14 protein-coding genes are annotated in these 16,050 nt (G+C 47.7%); 10 read left to right on the forward strand and 4 right to left on the reverse strand.

The features are described from left to right. Positions 1-124: 124 nt before the first annotated feature. On the forward strand, positions 125-406 hold the full coding sequence (locus DET62_RS06680) for a DUF3081 domain-containing protein (RefSeq protein WP_011235665.1): 282 nt from the start codon (positions 125-127) through the stop codon (positions 404-406). Next, the gene (locus tag DET62_RS06685) at positions 403-1,071 is read left to right on the forward strand and encodes a hemolysin III family protein (protein ID WP_011235664.1); all 669 of its coding nucleotides are present in this window, start codon (positions 403-405) and stop codon (positions 1,069-1,071) included. Before DET62_RS06680 ends, DET62_RS06685 begins: the two co-directional genes overlap by 4 nt. A 75-nt stretch (positions 1,072-1,146) precedes the next feature. Here DET62_RS06685 and typA read toward each other — a convergent pair whose 3' ends face one another. Continuing rightward, entirely contained in the window at positions 1,147-2,988 is a 1,842-nt protein-coding gene (gene typA, locus DET62_RS06690; RefSeq protein ID WP_011235663.1) for a translational GTPase TypA, read from the reverse strand. Between the two features lie 310 nt (positions 2,989-3,298). Between typA and glnA the strand changes: the two genes are divergently transcribed. The 6 genes from glnA to DET62_RS06720 all read left to right on the forward strand — a co-directional run bounded on the left by glnA (position 3,299) and on the right by DET62_RS06720 (position 10,365). Further along, a complete protein-coding gene (gene glnA, locus DET62_RS06695) occupies positions 3,299-4,708 on the forward strand; it encodes a glutamate--ammonia ligase (protein ID WP_011235662.1) in 1,410 nt (469 codons plus the stop codon). A 24-nt stretch (positions 4,709-4,732) separates the two neighbouring features. After that, positions 4,733-5,854, forward strand: a complete 1,122-nt coding sequence (gene glnL, locus DET62_RS06700) for a nitrogen regulation protein NR(II) (protein WP_011235661.1) — start codon at positions 4,733-4,735, stop codon at positions 5,852-5,854. Continuing rightward, positions 5,844-7,250, forward strand: a complete 1,407-nt coding sequence (ntrC, locus tag DET62_RS06705) for a nitrogen regulation protein NR(I) (protein WP_110013478.1) — start codon at positions 5,844-5,846, stop codon at positions 7,248-7,250. Before glnL ends, ntrC begins: the two co-directional genes overlap by 11 nt. Before the next feature lie 75 nt (positions 7,251-7,325). Continuing rightward, complete coding sequence (locus DET62_RS06710) at positions 7,326-8,006, forward strand: response regulator transcription factor (protein WP_011235659.1); 681 nt, start codon at positions 7,326-7,328, stop codon at positions 8,004-8,006. 95 nt (positions 8,007-8,101) lie between these two features. Further along, positions 8,102-9,364: a HAMP domain-containing sensor histidine kinase gene (locus tag DET62_RS06715; RefSeq protein WP_227016379.1), complete on the forward strand. Its 1,263-nt coding sequence runs from the start codon at positions 8,102-8,104 to the stop codon at positions 9,362-9,364. Then, positions 9,361-10,365 (forward strand): alpha/beta hydrolase, encoded by a 1,005-nt coding sequence (locus tag DET62_RS06720; RefSeq protein ID WP_011235657.1) that lies wholly within the window; start codon positions 9,361-9,363, stop codon positions 10,363-10,365. Before DET62_RS06715 ends, DET62_RS06720 begins: the two co-directional genes overlap by 4 nt. Here the strand turns inward: DET62_RS06720 and DET62_RS06725 are convergent. Continuing rightward, complete coding sequence (locus DET62_RS06725) at positions 10,355-11,284, reverse strand: cation diffusion facilitator family transporter (RefSeq protein ID WP_011235656.1); 930 nt, start codon at positions 11,282-11,284, stop codon at positions 10,355-10,357. The genes DET62_RS06720 and DET62_RS06725 overlap by 11 nt on opposite strands. A 54-nt stretch (positions 11,285-11,338) precedes the next feature. On the opposite strand from DET62_RS06725, the gene trmL reads away from it, so the two are divergent. Then, positions 11,339-11,803: a tRNA (uridine(34)/cytosine(34)/5-carboxymethylaminomethyluridine(34)-2'-O)-methyltransferase TrmL gene (gene trmL, locus DET62_RS06730; RefSeq protein ID WP_011235655.1), complete on the forward strand. Its 465-nt coding sequence runs from the start codon at positions 11,339-11,341 to the stop codon at positions 11,801-11,803. On the opposite strand, the gene DET62_RS06735 is transcribed toward trmL, so the two are convergent. Then, on the reverse strand, positions 11,787-13,127 hold the full coding sequence (locus DET62_RS06735) for a hypothetical protein (RefSeq protein ID WP_016341407.1): 1,341 nt from the start codon (positions 13,125-13,127) through the stop codon (positions 11,787-11,789). The genes trmL and DET62_RS06735 overlap by 17 nt on opposite strands. A 298-nt stretch (positions 13,128-13,425) precedes the next feature. On the opposite strand from DET62_RS06735, the gene DET62_RS06740 reads away from it, so the two are divergent. Then, on the forward strand, positions 13,426-15,102 hold the full coding sequence (locus DET62_RS06740) for a cyanophycinase (RefSeq protein ID WP_011235653.1): 1,677 nt from the start codon (positions 13,426-13,428) through the stop codon (positions 15,100-15,102). A 274-nt stretch (positions 15,103-15,376) separates the two neighbouring features. On the opposite strand, the gene pyrE is transcribed toward DET62_RS06740, so the two are convergent. Then, positions 15,377-16,021, reverse strand: a complete 645-nt coding sequence (pyrE, locus tag DET62_RS06745) for an orotate phosphoribosyltransferase (protein ID WP_110013477.1) — start codon at positions 16,019-16,021, stop codon at positions 15,377-15,379. Positions 16,022-16,050: the final 29 nt, after the last annotated feature.

Raw genomic sequence — 16,050 nt, forward strand, 5'->3', positions numbered from 1 at the left:
TGCACCTATGTATGTATATTCTGATACAAGGTTTTTGAAACAAATAGGTAAAAGCGGTTGTGGAATGGACATTCGACCCTAATAATAAGGGTATACATTTAGTTAGAAAACGCTGAGGTGTGTGATGAAAAACGAACTTGATAACAAACTGATGTTGGATGCGTACGAAAAGATCCACACTCATGGCGAAGCTCGTCAGGGACGTCACTACTTGGACGGAATAGAAGCTTATACCGACCATGACGGTTATACCGTTTTTTTGGAAGGGCATGGTGTCACGCTAACCCTGCAGTTTCATAACTCATATAACTTAAAATACGACAATGAAAGACAGTATGACCAGTTTATAAGGGCACTCAAGAATATCAGTAAAGGTTATGAGACGCCGGGAATGGAACGAGGATGAGCAATCAGCATAAAGTCTATACCGTAAAGGAAGAGGTGGCTCATGCATTAACTCATGGCATTGGTGCCGTTTTAAGTATTGTTGCTTTAGTTTTCATGTTGATTTGGGCGGCGGCTTACGGTGATGGTTGGCATGTTGTTGCTGCGAGTATCTACGGTGCTAGTCTTATTCTGCTTTATACCGCTTCAACGCTTTATCATGCGTTTCCCTGGCCAAAAATGAAAGCGGTGTTTCAACAGCTTGATCATGCCGCTATTTACATTTTAATTGCTGGTACTTATACGCCATTTGCTTTAATCAATTTAAGAGATGCCTGGGGCTGGACCTTATTGGGCGTGGCTTGGGGAATTGCTTTGGTGGGTGTCGTGCTTGAGCTGACGCTGAAAAAGCGAATTGCCTGGCTGTCGCTTACTCTCTACCTTGGAATGGGCTGGATGGCGATTATTGCGATTAACCCGATGATTGATAATGTGGATGCAGGTGGCTTGATGTTGCTTGTCGCCGGCGGTTTAGCTTATACGCTGGGTGTTATCTTTTATGTCTGGAAATCTCTGCCTTATCATCATGCCATCTGGCATTTGTTTGTATTGGCGGGCAGCGTCTTCCATTTCTTCTCGATTTTCTACTTTGTATTGCCGCAACCGGAGTTGCTGAGTGCGAACTAGCTGATAAGCTGAATTTTGGTTATAAAAAACGCCCGCTAAAGTAGCGGGCGTCTTTTTATAACAGCTCTGCAAATCTTAACCGTTCTTCGGCTCACGACCTAAACGTTTACGATCGTTTTCTGTCAGTGCGCGTTTACGAATACGAATAGACTCAGGTGTCACTTCGACCAGTTCATCGTCATTGATGAATTCCAGTGCTTGCTCCAACGTTAAACGAATTGGTGTACTTAAGGTCTGTGCTTCGTCAGTACCAGAAGCGCGTACGTTAGTCAGCTGTTTACCTTTCAGGCAGTTTACTGTCAGGTCGTTTGAACGGTTATGAATACCGATGATCTGGCCTTCATAAACTTCATCACCGTGTGATGCAAATAACTTACCGCGCTCCTGCAGGTTAAACAGTGAGTAAGTCAGAGCTTTACCCTGAGCATTTGAAATCAGTACACCGTTACTACGCTGACCGATGGTTCCGCCTTTGTGCGGACCGTAGTGGTCAAACGTATGGTACATAAGGCCAGTACCTGAAGTCAGTGTCATGAATTCTGTCTGGAAGCCAATCAAACCACGGCTTGGTACTTCAAAATCAACGCGAACGCGACCTTTACCGTCTGGTGTCATGTTGGTCATTTCGGCTTTACGCAAGCCTAATTTTTCCATAACCGCACCTTGATGCTGCTCTTCAATATCAACCGTCATGGTTTCATAAGGTTCCATTTTCTTACCATCTTCGTACTTGATGATAACTTCTGGACGAGAAACGGCTAATTCAAAACCTTCACGACGCATGTTTTCAATAAGAACACCTAAGTGAAGCTCACCACGGCCAGATACGCGGAAACGATCCGGGTTGTCAGTTTCTTCAACACGTAAAGCTACGTTATGAACCAACTCTTGTTGCAAACGTTCAAGAATTTGACGAGAAGTAACAAACTTTCCTTCTTTACCTGCGAAAGGTGAGGTGTTTACCTGGAAGGTCATAGTTACTGTTGGCTCGTCAACGGTCAGTGGCTTCATAGCTTCAGCTTTACCAACTGCACACACGGTGTCGGAGATTTTTAGCTCGCCCAGACCGGTAATGGCGCAGATGTCGCCTGCTGCAGCTTTGTCCGCTTCAATGCGGTCAAGACCCAGGTAGCTAAAGACTTTACCAATTTTTCCGTTACGTTCTTTGCCGTCGGCACCAACAATAGTCACTTGCTGGTTCACTTTAACGCTACCGCGGGTAACGCGACCAATACCAATAACGCCTAAGTAGCTCGAGTAATCAAGCTGTGACACCTGCATTTGCAGGTCGCTTTCAGGGTCAGCATCGGGATGGCTTACCTTACTAACGATAGTTTCGAACAATGGCGTCATGTCGCCGTCTTGATCTTCTATGTCTAATGATGCCCAGCCGTTAAGCGCTGATGCGTAAACTACCGGAAAGTCCAGCTGTTCGTCAGTAGCGCCCAGGTTATCAAATAAGTCGAATACCTGATCCATCACCCAGTCAGGGCGTGCACCAGGACGGTCAACTTTGTTAATAACAAGAATAGGGTTCAAACCATGAGAGAAAGCTTTCTGCGTGACAAATCGAGTTTGAGGCATAGGACCGTCAACGGCATCAACCACTAACAATACGGAGTCTGCCATAGAAAGTACGCGTTCAACTTCGCCACCGAAATCGGCGTGTCCCGGAGTATCCAGAATGTTGATGCGGTAATCTTGCCAGTTAACCGCGGTGTTTTTGGCGAGGATAGTAATACCACGTTCTTTTTCAAGATCGTTGGAATCCATAATACGGTCTTCTATTTCGCCACGGCTTTCTAAAGTGCCAGATTGTTGCAACAACTTGTCGACTAGGGTGGTTTTACCATGGTCAACGTGCGCGATAATCGCGATGTTGCGTAATTTTTCTATATCAAATACCTGAATTGTCATTAAGAACTGCCTGTAGTTGTCCGGGAATGAAACCCGTCCAAGGGGTTTTGTGAAAAATAGCGGCGTATTCTACCTTTTTGAGTTGGATTAAGAAAGACCTGATTGTTTTTTGTTCGTTATATTTTTATGACGTTATCTTAGAATGTTACTTTTGCACCAATTTTGTGCGTTATGCGCTATACTGGTGCGTATTAATTTACGCATTATAGTGCTAAATGAACTAACTTTATGAATATAAACAAAAAAGTCAGTTGGCACAGGCTTTGCTATACTCAAGCTGTATTTTTAGACGCTGTCTACGGAGGACAACATGTCAGCTAATAAGATTTTCGATACCATCAAAGAACACGACGTAAAATTCGTCGATTTACGCTTTACCGATACTAAAGGTAAAGAGCAACACGTCACTATTCCGGTGTCGCAAATCGATGAAGACTTCTTTGAAGAAGGTAAAATGTTTGATGGTTCATCTATTTCCGGCTGGAAAGGCATTAACGAATCAGACATGGTACTGATGCCAGACAACGAGTCTGCGGTGATTGATCCCTTTACTGATGAAGTCACATTGAATGTACGTTGTGACATTCTTGAGCCGGAAACTATGCAGGGCTATAGCCGTGACCCTCGTTCAATTGCAAAGCGTGCGGAAGATTTCCTGCGCTCATCAGGCATTGCAGACGACGCTTACTTCGGTCCGGAACCTGAGTTCTTCCTGTTCAACGACGTACGTTTCCACACAGACATGAGTGGTTCGTTCTACAAGATTGACGCGGAAGAAGCGAAGTGGAACTCAGGCCGTGAATATTCAGAAGGTAACCTGGCTCACCGTCCTGGAGTAAAAGGCGGCTACTTCCCGGTACCTCCGGTAGACTCAGCGCACGACATTCGTGGCACCATGAGCTTAGTAATGGAAGACATGGGTATGGTTGTTGAAGCCCATCACCACGAAGTAGCAACAGCAGGTCAGAACGAAGTGGCTACACGCTTCAATACTCTGACTAAGAAAGCTGATGAACTGCAGGTTTATAAGTATGTGGTGCATAACGTCGCGCACTCTTACGGCATGACCGCAACCTTTATGCCGAAGCCACTGGTTGGCGATAACGGCTCTGGCATGCACGTGCATATGTCACTGAACAAAGGCGGCGAAAACTTATTTGCCGGCGACCAGTACGCAGGCTTGAGCGAAACCGCGCTGTTCTATATTGGCGGTATTATTAAGCACGCACGTGCCATTAACGCTTTTGCGAACGCCTCTACTAACTCGTACAAGCGTCTGGTTCCTGGTTTTGAAGCACCGGTGATGCTGGCTTATTCCGCCCGTAACCGTTCGGCTTCTATCCGTATTCCATTGGTTTCCAGCGCGAAAGGTCGCCGTATTGAAGTGCGCTTCCCTGACCCAAGTGCGAACCCGTACCTGGCCTTTACTGCGCTGTTAATGGCTGGCCTTGACGGTATCCGTAACAAGATCCACCCTGGCGATGCCATGGACAAAGATTTATACAATCTGCCTCCTGAAGAAGCGAAAGACATTCCGACCGTTTGTCACTCACTGGAAATGGCTCTGGACGCGCTGGATAAAGACCGCGACTTCCTTAAGCAAGGCGGCGTTATGGACGACGACATGATTGATGCCTACATCGATCTTAAGTACAACGAAGTAGAGACATTGAAGAAGACTACCCACCCGGTAGAATTCGATATGTACTACAGCGTTTAATGGTTACTGGCCGGGTAAGGTGTCTTGCCTTACCCGGTTGCACCAACTTGGTGCGTAATTTATCCTGCCTTCGTGAACGATAGCGCGCTACTTAACCAACTACTCACAGGCATACTCATCCTCGATGATCGCCTGACCATCCGTTACGTCAATTCGTCTGCTGAATCCTTACTCGATCACAGTGCAAAACGCCTGTTGGGCGAACCTTTCACTGCGGCTTTTTATCAGTGTTCGCTGGCGTCAGAAACGCTGATGGAGTGCCTGAATAGCGAGCAAACGGTGCTGAATGCGGAAGCTCAGTTCGCGCTGCATTCCGGGCACAATATTCGGGTGGAAACCAGTATTCAAACAGTAGAGCAACCTTTTGGACGTGCTTTGCTACTGGAATTAAAACAAGTAGACCAGTTGCGGCGAATAAATCAGGAAGATCAACAGCGTAATCAGCTATTCGCTACCCAGCACTTATTGCGCGGTATGGCGCATGAAATAAAGAACCCTCTGGGAGGTTTACGCGGCGCTGCGCAGTTACTGGCACGGCAACTTCCGGACGAGAGCCTGACAGAGTATACGGACTTGATCATCACCCAGTCGGACCGGTTAAGGTATTTGGTCGACAGGTTATTAGGGCCGGTAAAAAGGGGCGAGTCGAAGGAAACCAATATTCATGAAGTGTTGGAAAGAGTTGCCAGAACTTTGGTGTACGAATATGGAGACTCGCTGAATTTAGTTCGGGATTACGACCCGTCGCTGCCGGATATTCAGGTGGTTGCGGAAGCTTGTGAACAGGTGTTTTTGAATATTGCCCAAAATGCAGCACAAGCTATGTCAGGCGAAGGCACTATTACAATTAAAACGCGGGTAGAACACCAATTGACTCTGTTTGGACAGCGCTATCGACAATGTGCGGTGGTTACTTTGACCGATAATGGGCCCGGTATTCCGGCCGAGTTGCGCGAAACCCTGTTTTATCCGTTGATAAGCGGCCGTGCTGAAGGAACCGGACTCGGCTTGTCGCTGGCACAAAATTTAGTGCATCAGCATAAAGGGAAAATTGATTTTGATTCCAGTCCCGGAAAAACCCGATTTTCAGTGTATTTGCCTTATCTTTCAGCAGAAAATGGTAATGAGGTGACGGATGACCACTAATGCTCAGTTATGGATAATTGATGATGACGACTCTATTCGCTGGGTACTGGAAAAAGCCTTTGCTGATAGCCGTTATCACGTGCGCAGTTTTGCCAATGGCGAAGACTTTTTCATGGCTCTAAAGAGCGATAAACCAACCGTTGTGCTCACCGATATCCGTATGCCGGGAGAAAACGGCCTGGCTGTACTGGAGCGGCTGCATCAGACCGAGGCGCATTTGCCTGTTGTGGTTATGACCGCGCATTCCGATCTCGAGACAACGGTAAAAGCGTTTCAGGGCGGCGCATTTGAGTATCTGGCAAAGCCCTTTGACATTGATGAAGCTATTACCGCCGTTGACCGTGCTCTGCAGCATGCCAGACAAAGTGAAAATGTGCCCGCGCAAATAGACGCAAATTCAGTTCCCGAGCTTATTGGTGAAGCCACGCCTATGCAGGATGTGTTTCGTGCTATCGGTCGCTTGTCGGGCTCAAGCGTTAGTGTGCTGCTTACCGGAGAAACCGGTACTGGCAAAGAAGTTGTCGCGCGAGCTCTGCATAAACACAGCCCACGGGCGGATAAACCTTTTATTGCGCTTAACATGGCAGCAATACCCGCCGATTTAATTGAGTCGGAGCTGTTCGGGCACGAACGCGGGGCCTTTACCGGAGCCGACCGTAAACGCGTCGGGCGTTTTCAGCAAGCTGACGGTGGTACTTTGTTTCTGGATGAAATTGGCGATATGCCTTTACCAGTTCAGACACGGCTGTTGAGAGTTCTGGCCGAAGGACAGTTTTACCCGGTGGGAGCGTTGCAACCGGTAAAAGTGGATGTGCGCGTTATTGCCGCCACCCACCGGGAACTAGAACACTTGGTTAACCAGGGCACATTCAGGGATGACCTTTATCATCGTCTTAACGTTATCCGTTTGCGGCTGCCGCCTCTGCGTGAGCGGGCGGAAGATATCGATACTCTGGCAAGACACTTTCTTAAAAAGTCGGCCGAAGAGTTGAATGTCACACCAAAAACATTGTTAAATGAAACGCTTAGCACATTAAAGAGTTACAATTGGCCAGGTAACGTCCGACAACTGGAAAATACCTGTCGCTGGCTAACCGTTATGGCGCCCGGGCAGCAAATAAGTCCCCGGGACTTGCCTGAAGACATTCTGGTGACTTCAGAGCCAGGTTCGACAGAGCCAGGCGGTGAGCTTACCTGGTTACACTTTTTGCAAACTGAGCTGGAACAGCAGCCGTTAAACTCGCAGGATGTTCTGCAAAGTTATCAGCAGCAGCTGGAGCAGGTTGCGTTACAGACTGCTTTAAAACGTTTTTCCGGACATAAACAAAAAGCAGCCGCATGGCTGGGCTGGGGAAGGAATACCTTAACCCGAAAGTTGAAAACTCTGCTAAAGTAAAAGTTATGTAAAGAGGGTCGTATCCATCCCCGGCATTTTGGATCATGGATTTATTTCTGGAGAGAACAACAAGTTATGAGACATTCCGTACTACTCATTGACGATGATACTGAAATGTCTGTCATGCTGACAGAATTGTTTAAACGTGAATCTGTGGATTTAAGTGTCGCCGAAGATGGTGTCACTGGTCTTGATAAAGCACTTAACGGTGACTACGAACTTATTTTGCTGGACGTTATGCTACCCGGCATTGATGGTATGCAGCTTTTGCAGCGGTTACGCCAACAACATCGTGATACCGCGGTGCTGATGCTGACGGCTCGTGGTGACGATGATGACAGAGTCATGGGGCTGGAGCTTGGCGCAGATGATTATCTGCCAAAGCCTTTTAATCCACGTGAGCTGATTGCCCGTGTAAGAGCTTTGCTGCGTCGCACGCCAAACACAACCATGCAGAATGAAAGCCTGAACGTTTGTGGCATAGTGCTGGATCCGGCTACTACGGAAGTAAAATGCGATGATGCTGAACTGATTCTGACACCAACTGAGTTTGATATTTTGCGTTGTCTGATGCAGCAAGCCGGTCAAATGGTCAGTAAAGATCAGCTTTCTGTTGCGGCACTGGGACGAAAAATGGAGCCTTTTGACCGCAGTCTTGACGTGCATATTAGTAACATCCGGAAGAAATTCCCGGCAAAACCTGATCGTATTCAAACTATACGAGGTCGCGGCTACCGACTGATTGCAAGCTTATGAAGAACCGGCGTACGCGGTGGTACCGATCGCTTGCTCTGAGATTACTTTTCATTTTTTGGGCGCTGCTTTCGGTCACAGCGGCCAGTGGTTATTTGTTGGCGGTTTGGAACAAACCTAAAGCTGAACTTAAACCACTGGAGCCGGAGATTTATCAGACGTTACAGCCTTTATTGAGCGATGCGTTAACCTTTCACTCTCTACAACCCGGCCGGCTTATTGCTGGCGACTACCGCGTTGCCGCACAGTTGTCGGTGCAGGGCAGCGAAAAGCTATTAATGGACGAGATGCTGCGCGTAAGTCACGGTTCCACGCTATTGCGTATGCTGGGTCAAGAGTCTCCGCAGCAGATTCCTCTGGACGAGCGTTTGTTAATGGGTCCGTTCGAGCTCGACGGCAATAAAATTCTGGTGACTAAGCCCTTAGGCATTGAAGAGCAGGTTGACCGTGAGCGGTTGGAAGCAGAATCGACCCGCGCGCGCATACTGACCTTAATGGTTGGTAGCGGTTTACTCGCAGTATTACTGGGTATTTGGCTTATTCGACCTATACGACGAATGATTCTGGCAATGCGCGAAGTGGCTGATGGTAGTGCAACGCCTGAACTTAAACGTTTACCTAAACGTGGTGATGAAATTGGTGAACTGGCACGGGCTTTATCGCAAGGGGCGGTCGACTTAGCAACTTCGCGTGACGCGCAACGGCGATTACTCAGCGATGTATCGCACGAATTACGTTCACCTATGGCGCGTATGCAGGTGGCTCTGGATTTAGCCGATTGCAATGAGGACGACCCTAATTGGCAACAATTGCGCCGCGATACGGAACGTCTCAGTGTGATTATTGAGCGAATTCTTTCGCTGTCGAGACTGGAGAATGGGCTGGTTGATCTGAACCATGAAAGCCTGGATAGCGGTGAACTGGTGCAGCAGCTTATTAATGATATGTGTTATCAGCATCCAGAAGTACGCGAGCGCTTGCTGCGGCATGGTAGCAACTGGCCGGTTATTGATACTGACCCTGAATTGCTGCGGCTGGTTCTGGAAAATATTGTCCGTAATGCACTGCACTACACCGAAGATAACGTAGAGCTTTCCTGTGACGATTACGGCAAAGGCTGTCATATTCGCATTCGGGATCACGGCCCGGGGGTTGATGAGAGCACCATAAGTAAACTGTTTGTGCCTTTTTATCGCGGCGATCCGGCGCGACACCATAAAGCCGGCGTTGGTCTTGGTTTAGCCTTGAGTCATCGCGCGGCGGCTGTTCTGGGTGGTGAATTAAAAGCTCATAATCACTCTGAAGGGGGACTTGAAGTCGTGTTAGACTTACCCAAAAGTCAGCCCGAACAGAAAGAATGAAGCAACCGCCTACTACACAACAACGCCCTGCAGACGACACGCCCGAATGGCTGGAGTTTTTTAAGGCTCAAGTCGAAGTCTTTTGGGAACAACAAGTTACCTCTGAGTATTTTGCTGCGTTTGATGGTCTCAAATTACATTTTGCCTATTACCGACATAGTGACTCCGCACCCTTAGTGGTTATTGCTCCGGGGCGAATAGAGTCGGCACTGAAGTATCAGGAACTGTTTTGGGAGCTGGCACAGCAGGGCTTTTCTGTTGCGGCACTGGATCACCGTGGGCAGGGATTGTCGGGGCGCCTGACGGCGAACCCTCATCAGGGACATGTCGAAAACTTTAATGACTTTGTACGTGACTTTTCGGACTTTACCAACCTGTTAGTGGCACGATTTGGCGATGTACCCAAAACACTGTTTTCTCACTCGATGGGCGGAACAATAGCGACCATTTACTGTGCCACTTACCAGCATCCTTATAAAAAACTCATACTCTCTGCTCCTATGTTTTCTATAGAAACAGGAATAGTGCCTTATTGGTTCGCGCGTTGGATAGTTTTTGCGGGAGCCTGGTTAAACCGCTGGCTGGCAAAACCGTGGTATTTTCTCGGTATGGGAAATTATAAGCCGGTGCCTTTTGAAGAGAACGTTCTGACACATAGCCGACAGCGATATAAGGCGTTTCGGGATGCTTATGATAATGTTTCGGATGTTCAGCTAGGCGGGCCCACATTTAATTGGCTGTATGAGGCCATCAGTGCCGCTATCAACGCGCAGAAACTGGCAAATGACATTACCATTTCGGTCATTCTGTTTCAGGCAGGGAATGATAAAGTGGTTTCCGCGTCAGGACAAAAGAAAGTAGCTGCTGCGGTTACCCGGGACCACTTTAGGTTTGAGACCATTAAAGGTGCATCGCACGAGCTTATGATGGAAACTGACAAGTTTCGTCAACCTGTGCTGGACGCTCTTATTGAAGAAACCCGGAAACTTGCTAACGCTTAAGTGAACCTTCTACCACGGCGACAATTTCAGGATCCATGTGGACAATAATATCGGCGCCCGGGAAAGCTTTCATCAGCTGTGCTTCAACATCATCGGCAATGGCGTGAGCCCGTAATAAAGACAATTCGTTGGCCAGCTCAATGTGTAACTGAATAAAGCGCACCGGGCCTGCCTCCCGTGTGCGTAGACCGTGAAAGCCTTTAACGCCGTTTACCGCCATTGTGATATTAGCAATCTGCTCTTGCAGCTCTTCTGACAACTCACGATCCATCAGTGCCTGAAATGCATCCCAGCCAATACGAACTGCGCCAATAATGAGGTAAACGGCAATGCCCATGGCAAAAATACTGTCAGCCCAGAGCCAGCCATAGCTACTTAAAATTAACGCCACAATAACGGCTAAGTTCAGCAGTATGTCCGACTGATAGTGAAGATTATCGGCCTGCACGGCCTGAGAGTTGGTATGACGAATAGCCATACGCTGTATAACAATTAAAACAAAGGTAATGACAATAGCAATGGCAGAAACCGCGATACCGTAACCCACTTTAGGCACACTGCCGCCCTGCATAAACTGTTGAACGCTGTGAAAAATAAGCAGCATGCTGGAACCGGAAATAAAGGCGCTTTGCGCTAACGCCGCCAGGGATTCGGCTTTACCGTGACCGAATCGATGCTCTTCATCTGCTGGTTGCAAAGCGTAGCGAATCGCAAAAAAGCTGAATATGGAAGCGCCGCTGTCTAAAATTGAATCGGTGAGAGATGCCAGCATACTGGCGGATTCTGTCTGGAACCAGGCAAAAAGCTTAATGGTAATTAGGATTATGGCAACGATAACCGACGCTGTACTAGCCAGTCGTACCCAAAAAGCATAATTCTGTTGGTAGTTTTTCTGATTTGCCACAGTACCGGTACACATTTATAAAAGATATTCTGCTATTCTACCGCTTTTACCCAAGTGATGAAAACGACCATGTTGCACCTTGTACTGTTTGAGCCTGAAATTCCCCCTAATACCGGCAACGTTATTCGTTTGGCGGCGAACACGGGCATGTCCTTGCATTTAATTGAGCCCTTAGGGTTTGAGCTGGATGAAAAAAAAGTACGTCGGGCGGGTCTTGATTATCACGATTTAGCTTCTGTAAATATCCATAAAGACTGGCAGAGCTTTCTGAATAGTACCTCGTTTAACCGCATTTTTGCGTGCACAACCAAAGGTAAGACAAATTACTCTGCAGTGGCTTATGAGGCCGGCGATGTTTTGTTGTTTGGCCCTGAAACTCGCGGGCTGCCAATGGAGGTCCTGGAAACTTTTCCACAAGAGAACTGGTTGCGGTTGCCAATGGCGGACACCAGCCGAAGCCTGAATTTATCCAATTCAGTGGCTATTTTTGCTTATGAAGCCTGGCGCCAGAACGATTTTACAGGCGCTCGTTAATTTGCTGTTTAGCCCTTTTTTCAATTGTCTGTTCGAACAGCGTGTTATCAAATAGTTGACGAAGTGCACGGCCTCTGTTGTTGTCGAGAAAGGCCATGAATAAAGGTTGTGGTCCCGACAGCTTCTGTTTCTTGTAGGGCTTTTCGGTCCAGTCAGGCAGGTTGTCCTTGTAGTCTATTACCGCACTGACCCTTTCCATATCCAGCAGTGCAAAGCAGTCCAGTGAATTCGAGGCCCGGTAAAAGGGTCGGTCGGTATCCACTAAGGTTTGCATGAAGCGAGGGCCGGATACACAAATAGGACCATCATTCGGTTGTTCAAGGGTGAAAAGAAAAATGCTGTCGTCGTAGCCAATATGATATTTAGACAGAATGATATTTTTTATTTTCTGATCAGGACGAACACCGATTAACGCATCTGCACGGCCTTCCTGTAGTAATTGAATACTTCGCTGCCAACTGCTGACAACCGTATTGAGCCGGGAGGTAAAAGTCGGAAATACGGATTTAGCCAAATTCCATAATTTGCCCGTGCCGTCGGCATTCAGTAAGCCCTGGTGTATGGCTCCTACAACCGTCAGTTGCTCAGGACGCTTTATGGGCTGTATTGGTGTTTCCAGGGTGACACCATACTGCTCGCGCAGTGCCTTCATCCGGCCGTTGTCGCGCATAGTTTGCAGGTGATAAGTCAGTTGAGGTATCAGTCTCGCATGCTCTTCATTCAGATAATGAAAACCAACCTCTGTCGATAACTTATGAGTAATTAAATGAGGGTTATCTTTCAGATCTGAATTTTCAAATTGAAAATCCCCCATAAATGCCATTTGAATGCGCCCCGAATCGAGTAATTTTACCACTTGCTCAATATCAATAGGGGTGACAATAGACGGTTCGTAAGGCAGGTTTTCGACCAATTTGGTAATTGAGTCCATACCGTTAACATAGGCCAGACTTTTCATTTCTGACAATGGGCAGTAACCACAGTTACGACGATCGGCTACCGCGATAATATCGAAAGTGAATAGTGGAAAAGGCACCCGGCGCAGGTGCCGGCGCTTGTCTTCAAGTAGCGCTGTTCTTCCCAGCTCCCCGGCGATGGTACCTTCAGCAGCCAACTGCTCACCTCGTAAGCGGGGAAGTTCGATGTACTCGAGTTCAATACCGAGTTTTTCGTATGCCTCTTCAAGCACCGCTGTTACATATTGCGTAAAGGGACCTTCCTCGGGAGCACGGAAAGTCAGTTTCTGCTCTGAGAAGGCAAAACTGGTCATCGGGAGCAGGCCCGCGAGCAGTAACAGAACGCAAAAACGTAACGGTGACTTCATAACAACACGTGTGATCTTATTTCATAAAAGAGAGATTAGTATAGCAGTGTTCGGATGCTCGTCACGAGCCCTGAAAATTATTTATTTTCATAGGTTTACGCTTATTAACAGTGAGTTTACTATGCCGTATCACATAAGTTAATTCTGCGAGAATTTTAGGTCTGTCTATAATAAATGCGTTAATCTATTGTCCTATATTTGACAGTTGGGTTGTTAACGCTCTAGCGTTGCAGCCTGTTGATTTTGTTAGTTGAAATATTCTAGCGGTGAAAGCCGTCGGTAACTAGGGGTTTTATTTATGGTTAAGTCGTTGTTTTCCTTGCTCTCTTTGGCGGCATTGTCATCAGCTTTTGCGGCGCCGTCAAATGCTGCCGATGACGATACATACCGACATTTATTGTTGGCTGGTGGCGGTCTGACGGCCTGTTCCAGTTTCGCGTCGGATAACTGTGATGACGTTGACTGGATTGATAAGGAAACGATGCGCACCGACAGGTATTTAAACCTGTCGAAAAAATTTCGTTCGAGAGCAACGGCAGAGTCGGTTTGGCCTAGTTACCGTGAAGAAACTCGCAAAAAAGTTGCTGATGCGCTGGAATTAATTCACGAGCGTTTAAAAGAAGACATTGTTCCTGAGCGCGTTTTTCTGCGTGAGTTTACCCGGCGGGCGACACAACAGCTTTATAACTCGTTGTCAGATGCTGAGTGGAACCGGATTATTGACTTAATTGAGCTACCGGTTCCGGATTCCGCACGTGAAGTGGTTAATCTGGATGAAAACCTCAAAGGTGAGTCAAAAGCAATTTTTCAGCGCTTTGTTGAAATGGCGCAGTCAGTTGCCGGAGATGAACGGAAGCCAAAGGTGTATTTCCTGACCTCTGCATCACGTAATCCGTACGATAAGATAGATTTTTACAATAGTGTATTTGAACAGCTGGGAGCAGAAGTGCATTGGCTGCCACTGGATTCTGCTGTAGTAAAAGCTCAGCGGGAAGGTCGTTGCGATGAACTGGCAAAAATTCAGCAAAAGCAATTAGGTGCTTATGAACGTGACCGGGTGCATAAAGACCGGTATCAGGAGCAAGTCGCTTTTTGCAAAGATTCTGATGCGGCCGCAGAGATGCTGGCCGATGCCGATGGACTGTTTTTTAATGATGGTGATCAGAACCTGACTCGTTCAACCTTTATTAAGGCGAATAATGAACCCGGCGATGTGCTGAAGACGATTATTGCAGCTGTGCAACAAAAGGAAGTGGTTATTGGCGGAACGGGTGCCGGCACTGCGGTTATGACTTCTAAGCCTATGATTTCTAATGGCACAACCGCTCAGGCCATAAAAGAGGGAGCGATTGCTTCCGATCCTCCTCCATTTGGTTGCAATTTAGACACCACCTGTCCGCCGAATGTTGGACCTGATAGCCTGACTTACCATCCGCTGGGCGGCTTAAGTTTGTTTCACTATGCCACATTGGATACTGAGTTTTCTGAGCGCGGGCGGCAGGGGCGCTTAATGCGTCTGGCGGCTGCGAGTTCCACACCATTATCTATTGGTATTGACGAAAACACCGCAATGGAAGTGAATTTAGAAAGCGGCGCTTTCAACATTATTGGTGAGCGTGGTGCGTTTATGGTGGAAGATGCACAAGGAACCGATAATGCCGTAGCTGCTACGTTTCATTATCTGGTCGCCGGAGCATCGGGGGTTATCTCTCCGTATGGATTACAAACCGCCGAGTTTGCGAAAGGCGATGATGTTGTTCAGGAAGAGCCAACAACAAACTTTCTCAGTGATCGTGGCTTAATCGATTCTATGCGCATTTTGTGTGGCGAGCGTAAGCAGGTTAGCTTGCTAAATAAAGACTTCCGCCTAATTGCACAGCGCGGGGAATCCAGTCGCGTGCAGTCTTCAGGTGGCGAATGCCAGATTGTAAACGGCAGCATTGGTATTGCCTGGCAGCCACAGGAAAAGCTGTAGCGGCTGGGAAACTGGGAAAGCGAGTGCTGAGGTTACGAGGAGTCTTTTGGAGGACGCCCGTGAATACATCCTTGTAGGACTTGAGCAGCGCCATCCACGGCGCTGCACACCTCCACAAGACCCCTCGCAACCGTCAGGCGCACTCTTATTCCCCGATATTCCACCTGGCGTGAATGAAAACGGCAATCACTTATTGCCGTTTTCCTGGTAGCCTGACATTCATGTCAGGTGAGATATTGGACCTGACGTAAACGTCAGGCTACGCACATTCGTATCAGGCGACGCCGAACTCGGCGCGATACGCTTCAACTTTGGGAAGATATTCGTTAAAAGTGTCGTCATCTTTCAAAAAGTTGATGACATCATTCAAGCTTACAATGCTAACCACCTGGGCATTAAAATCACGCTCAACTTCCTGAATCGCCGATAGTTCGCCTTTGCCTTTTTCCTGACGATCCAGAGCAATCAGAACACCGGACAATTCTGCGCCGTTGGCTTCGACAATCTCCATGGCTTCACGAATAGCTGTGCCTGCGGTAATTACGTCATCCACCAGCATCACTTTGCCTTCCAGCGCAGAGCCCACCAGGTTACCGCCTTCGCCGTGGTCTTTCTTTTCTTTACGGTTAAAGCAATATGGGGTGTCCTGCTGATGGTGGTCGTATAAAGCAACGGCTGTGGCGGTGGCAATTGGAATGCCTTTGTAGGCCGGGCCAAAAAGCACATCAAAATCGATACCGGAGTCGACCAGCGCGGCGGCATAAAAGCGGCCTAAGCGAGCCAGGTCAGACCCTTTATTAAACAGCCCGGCATTAAAAAAGTAGGGGCTGGTGCGGCCGGACTTTAAGGTAAACTCACCAAACTTTAATACGCCACGCTCTATGGCAAACTCAATAAACTCTTTTTGATACGCTTTCATTGCTGAAGGGTTCCTCACCTACTGTTACA

Origin of the sequence: Idiomarina sp. H2 (assembly GCF_004364275.1) — a bacterium.
In the GTDB taxonomy this organism is placed as follows: domain Bacteria; phylum Pseudomonadota; class Gammaproteobacteria; order Enterobacterales; family Alteromonadaceae; genus Idiomarina; species Idiomarina loihiensis.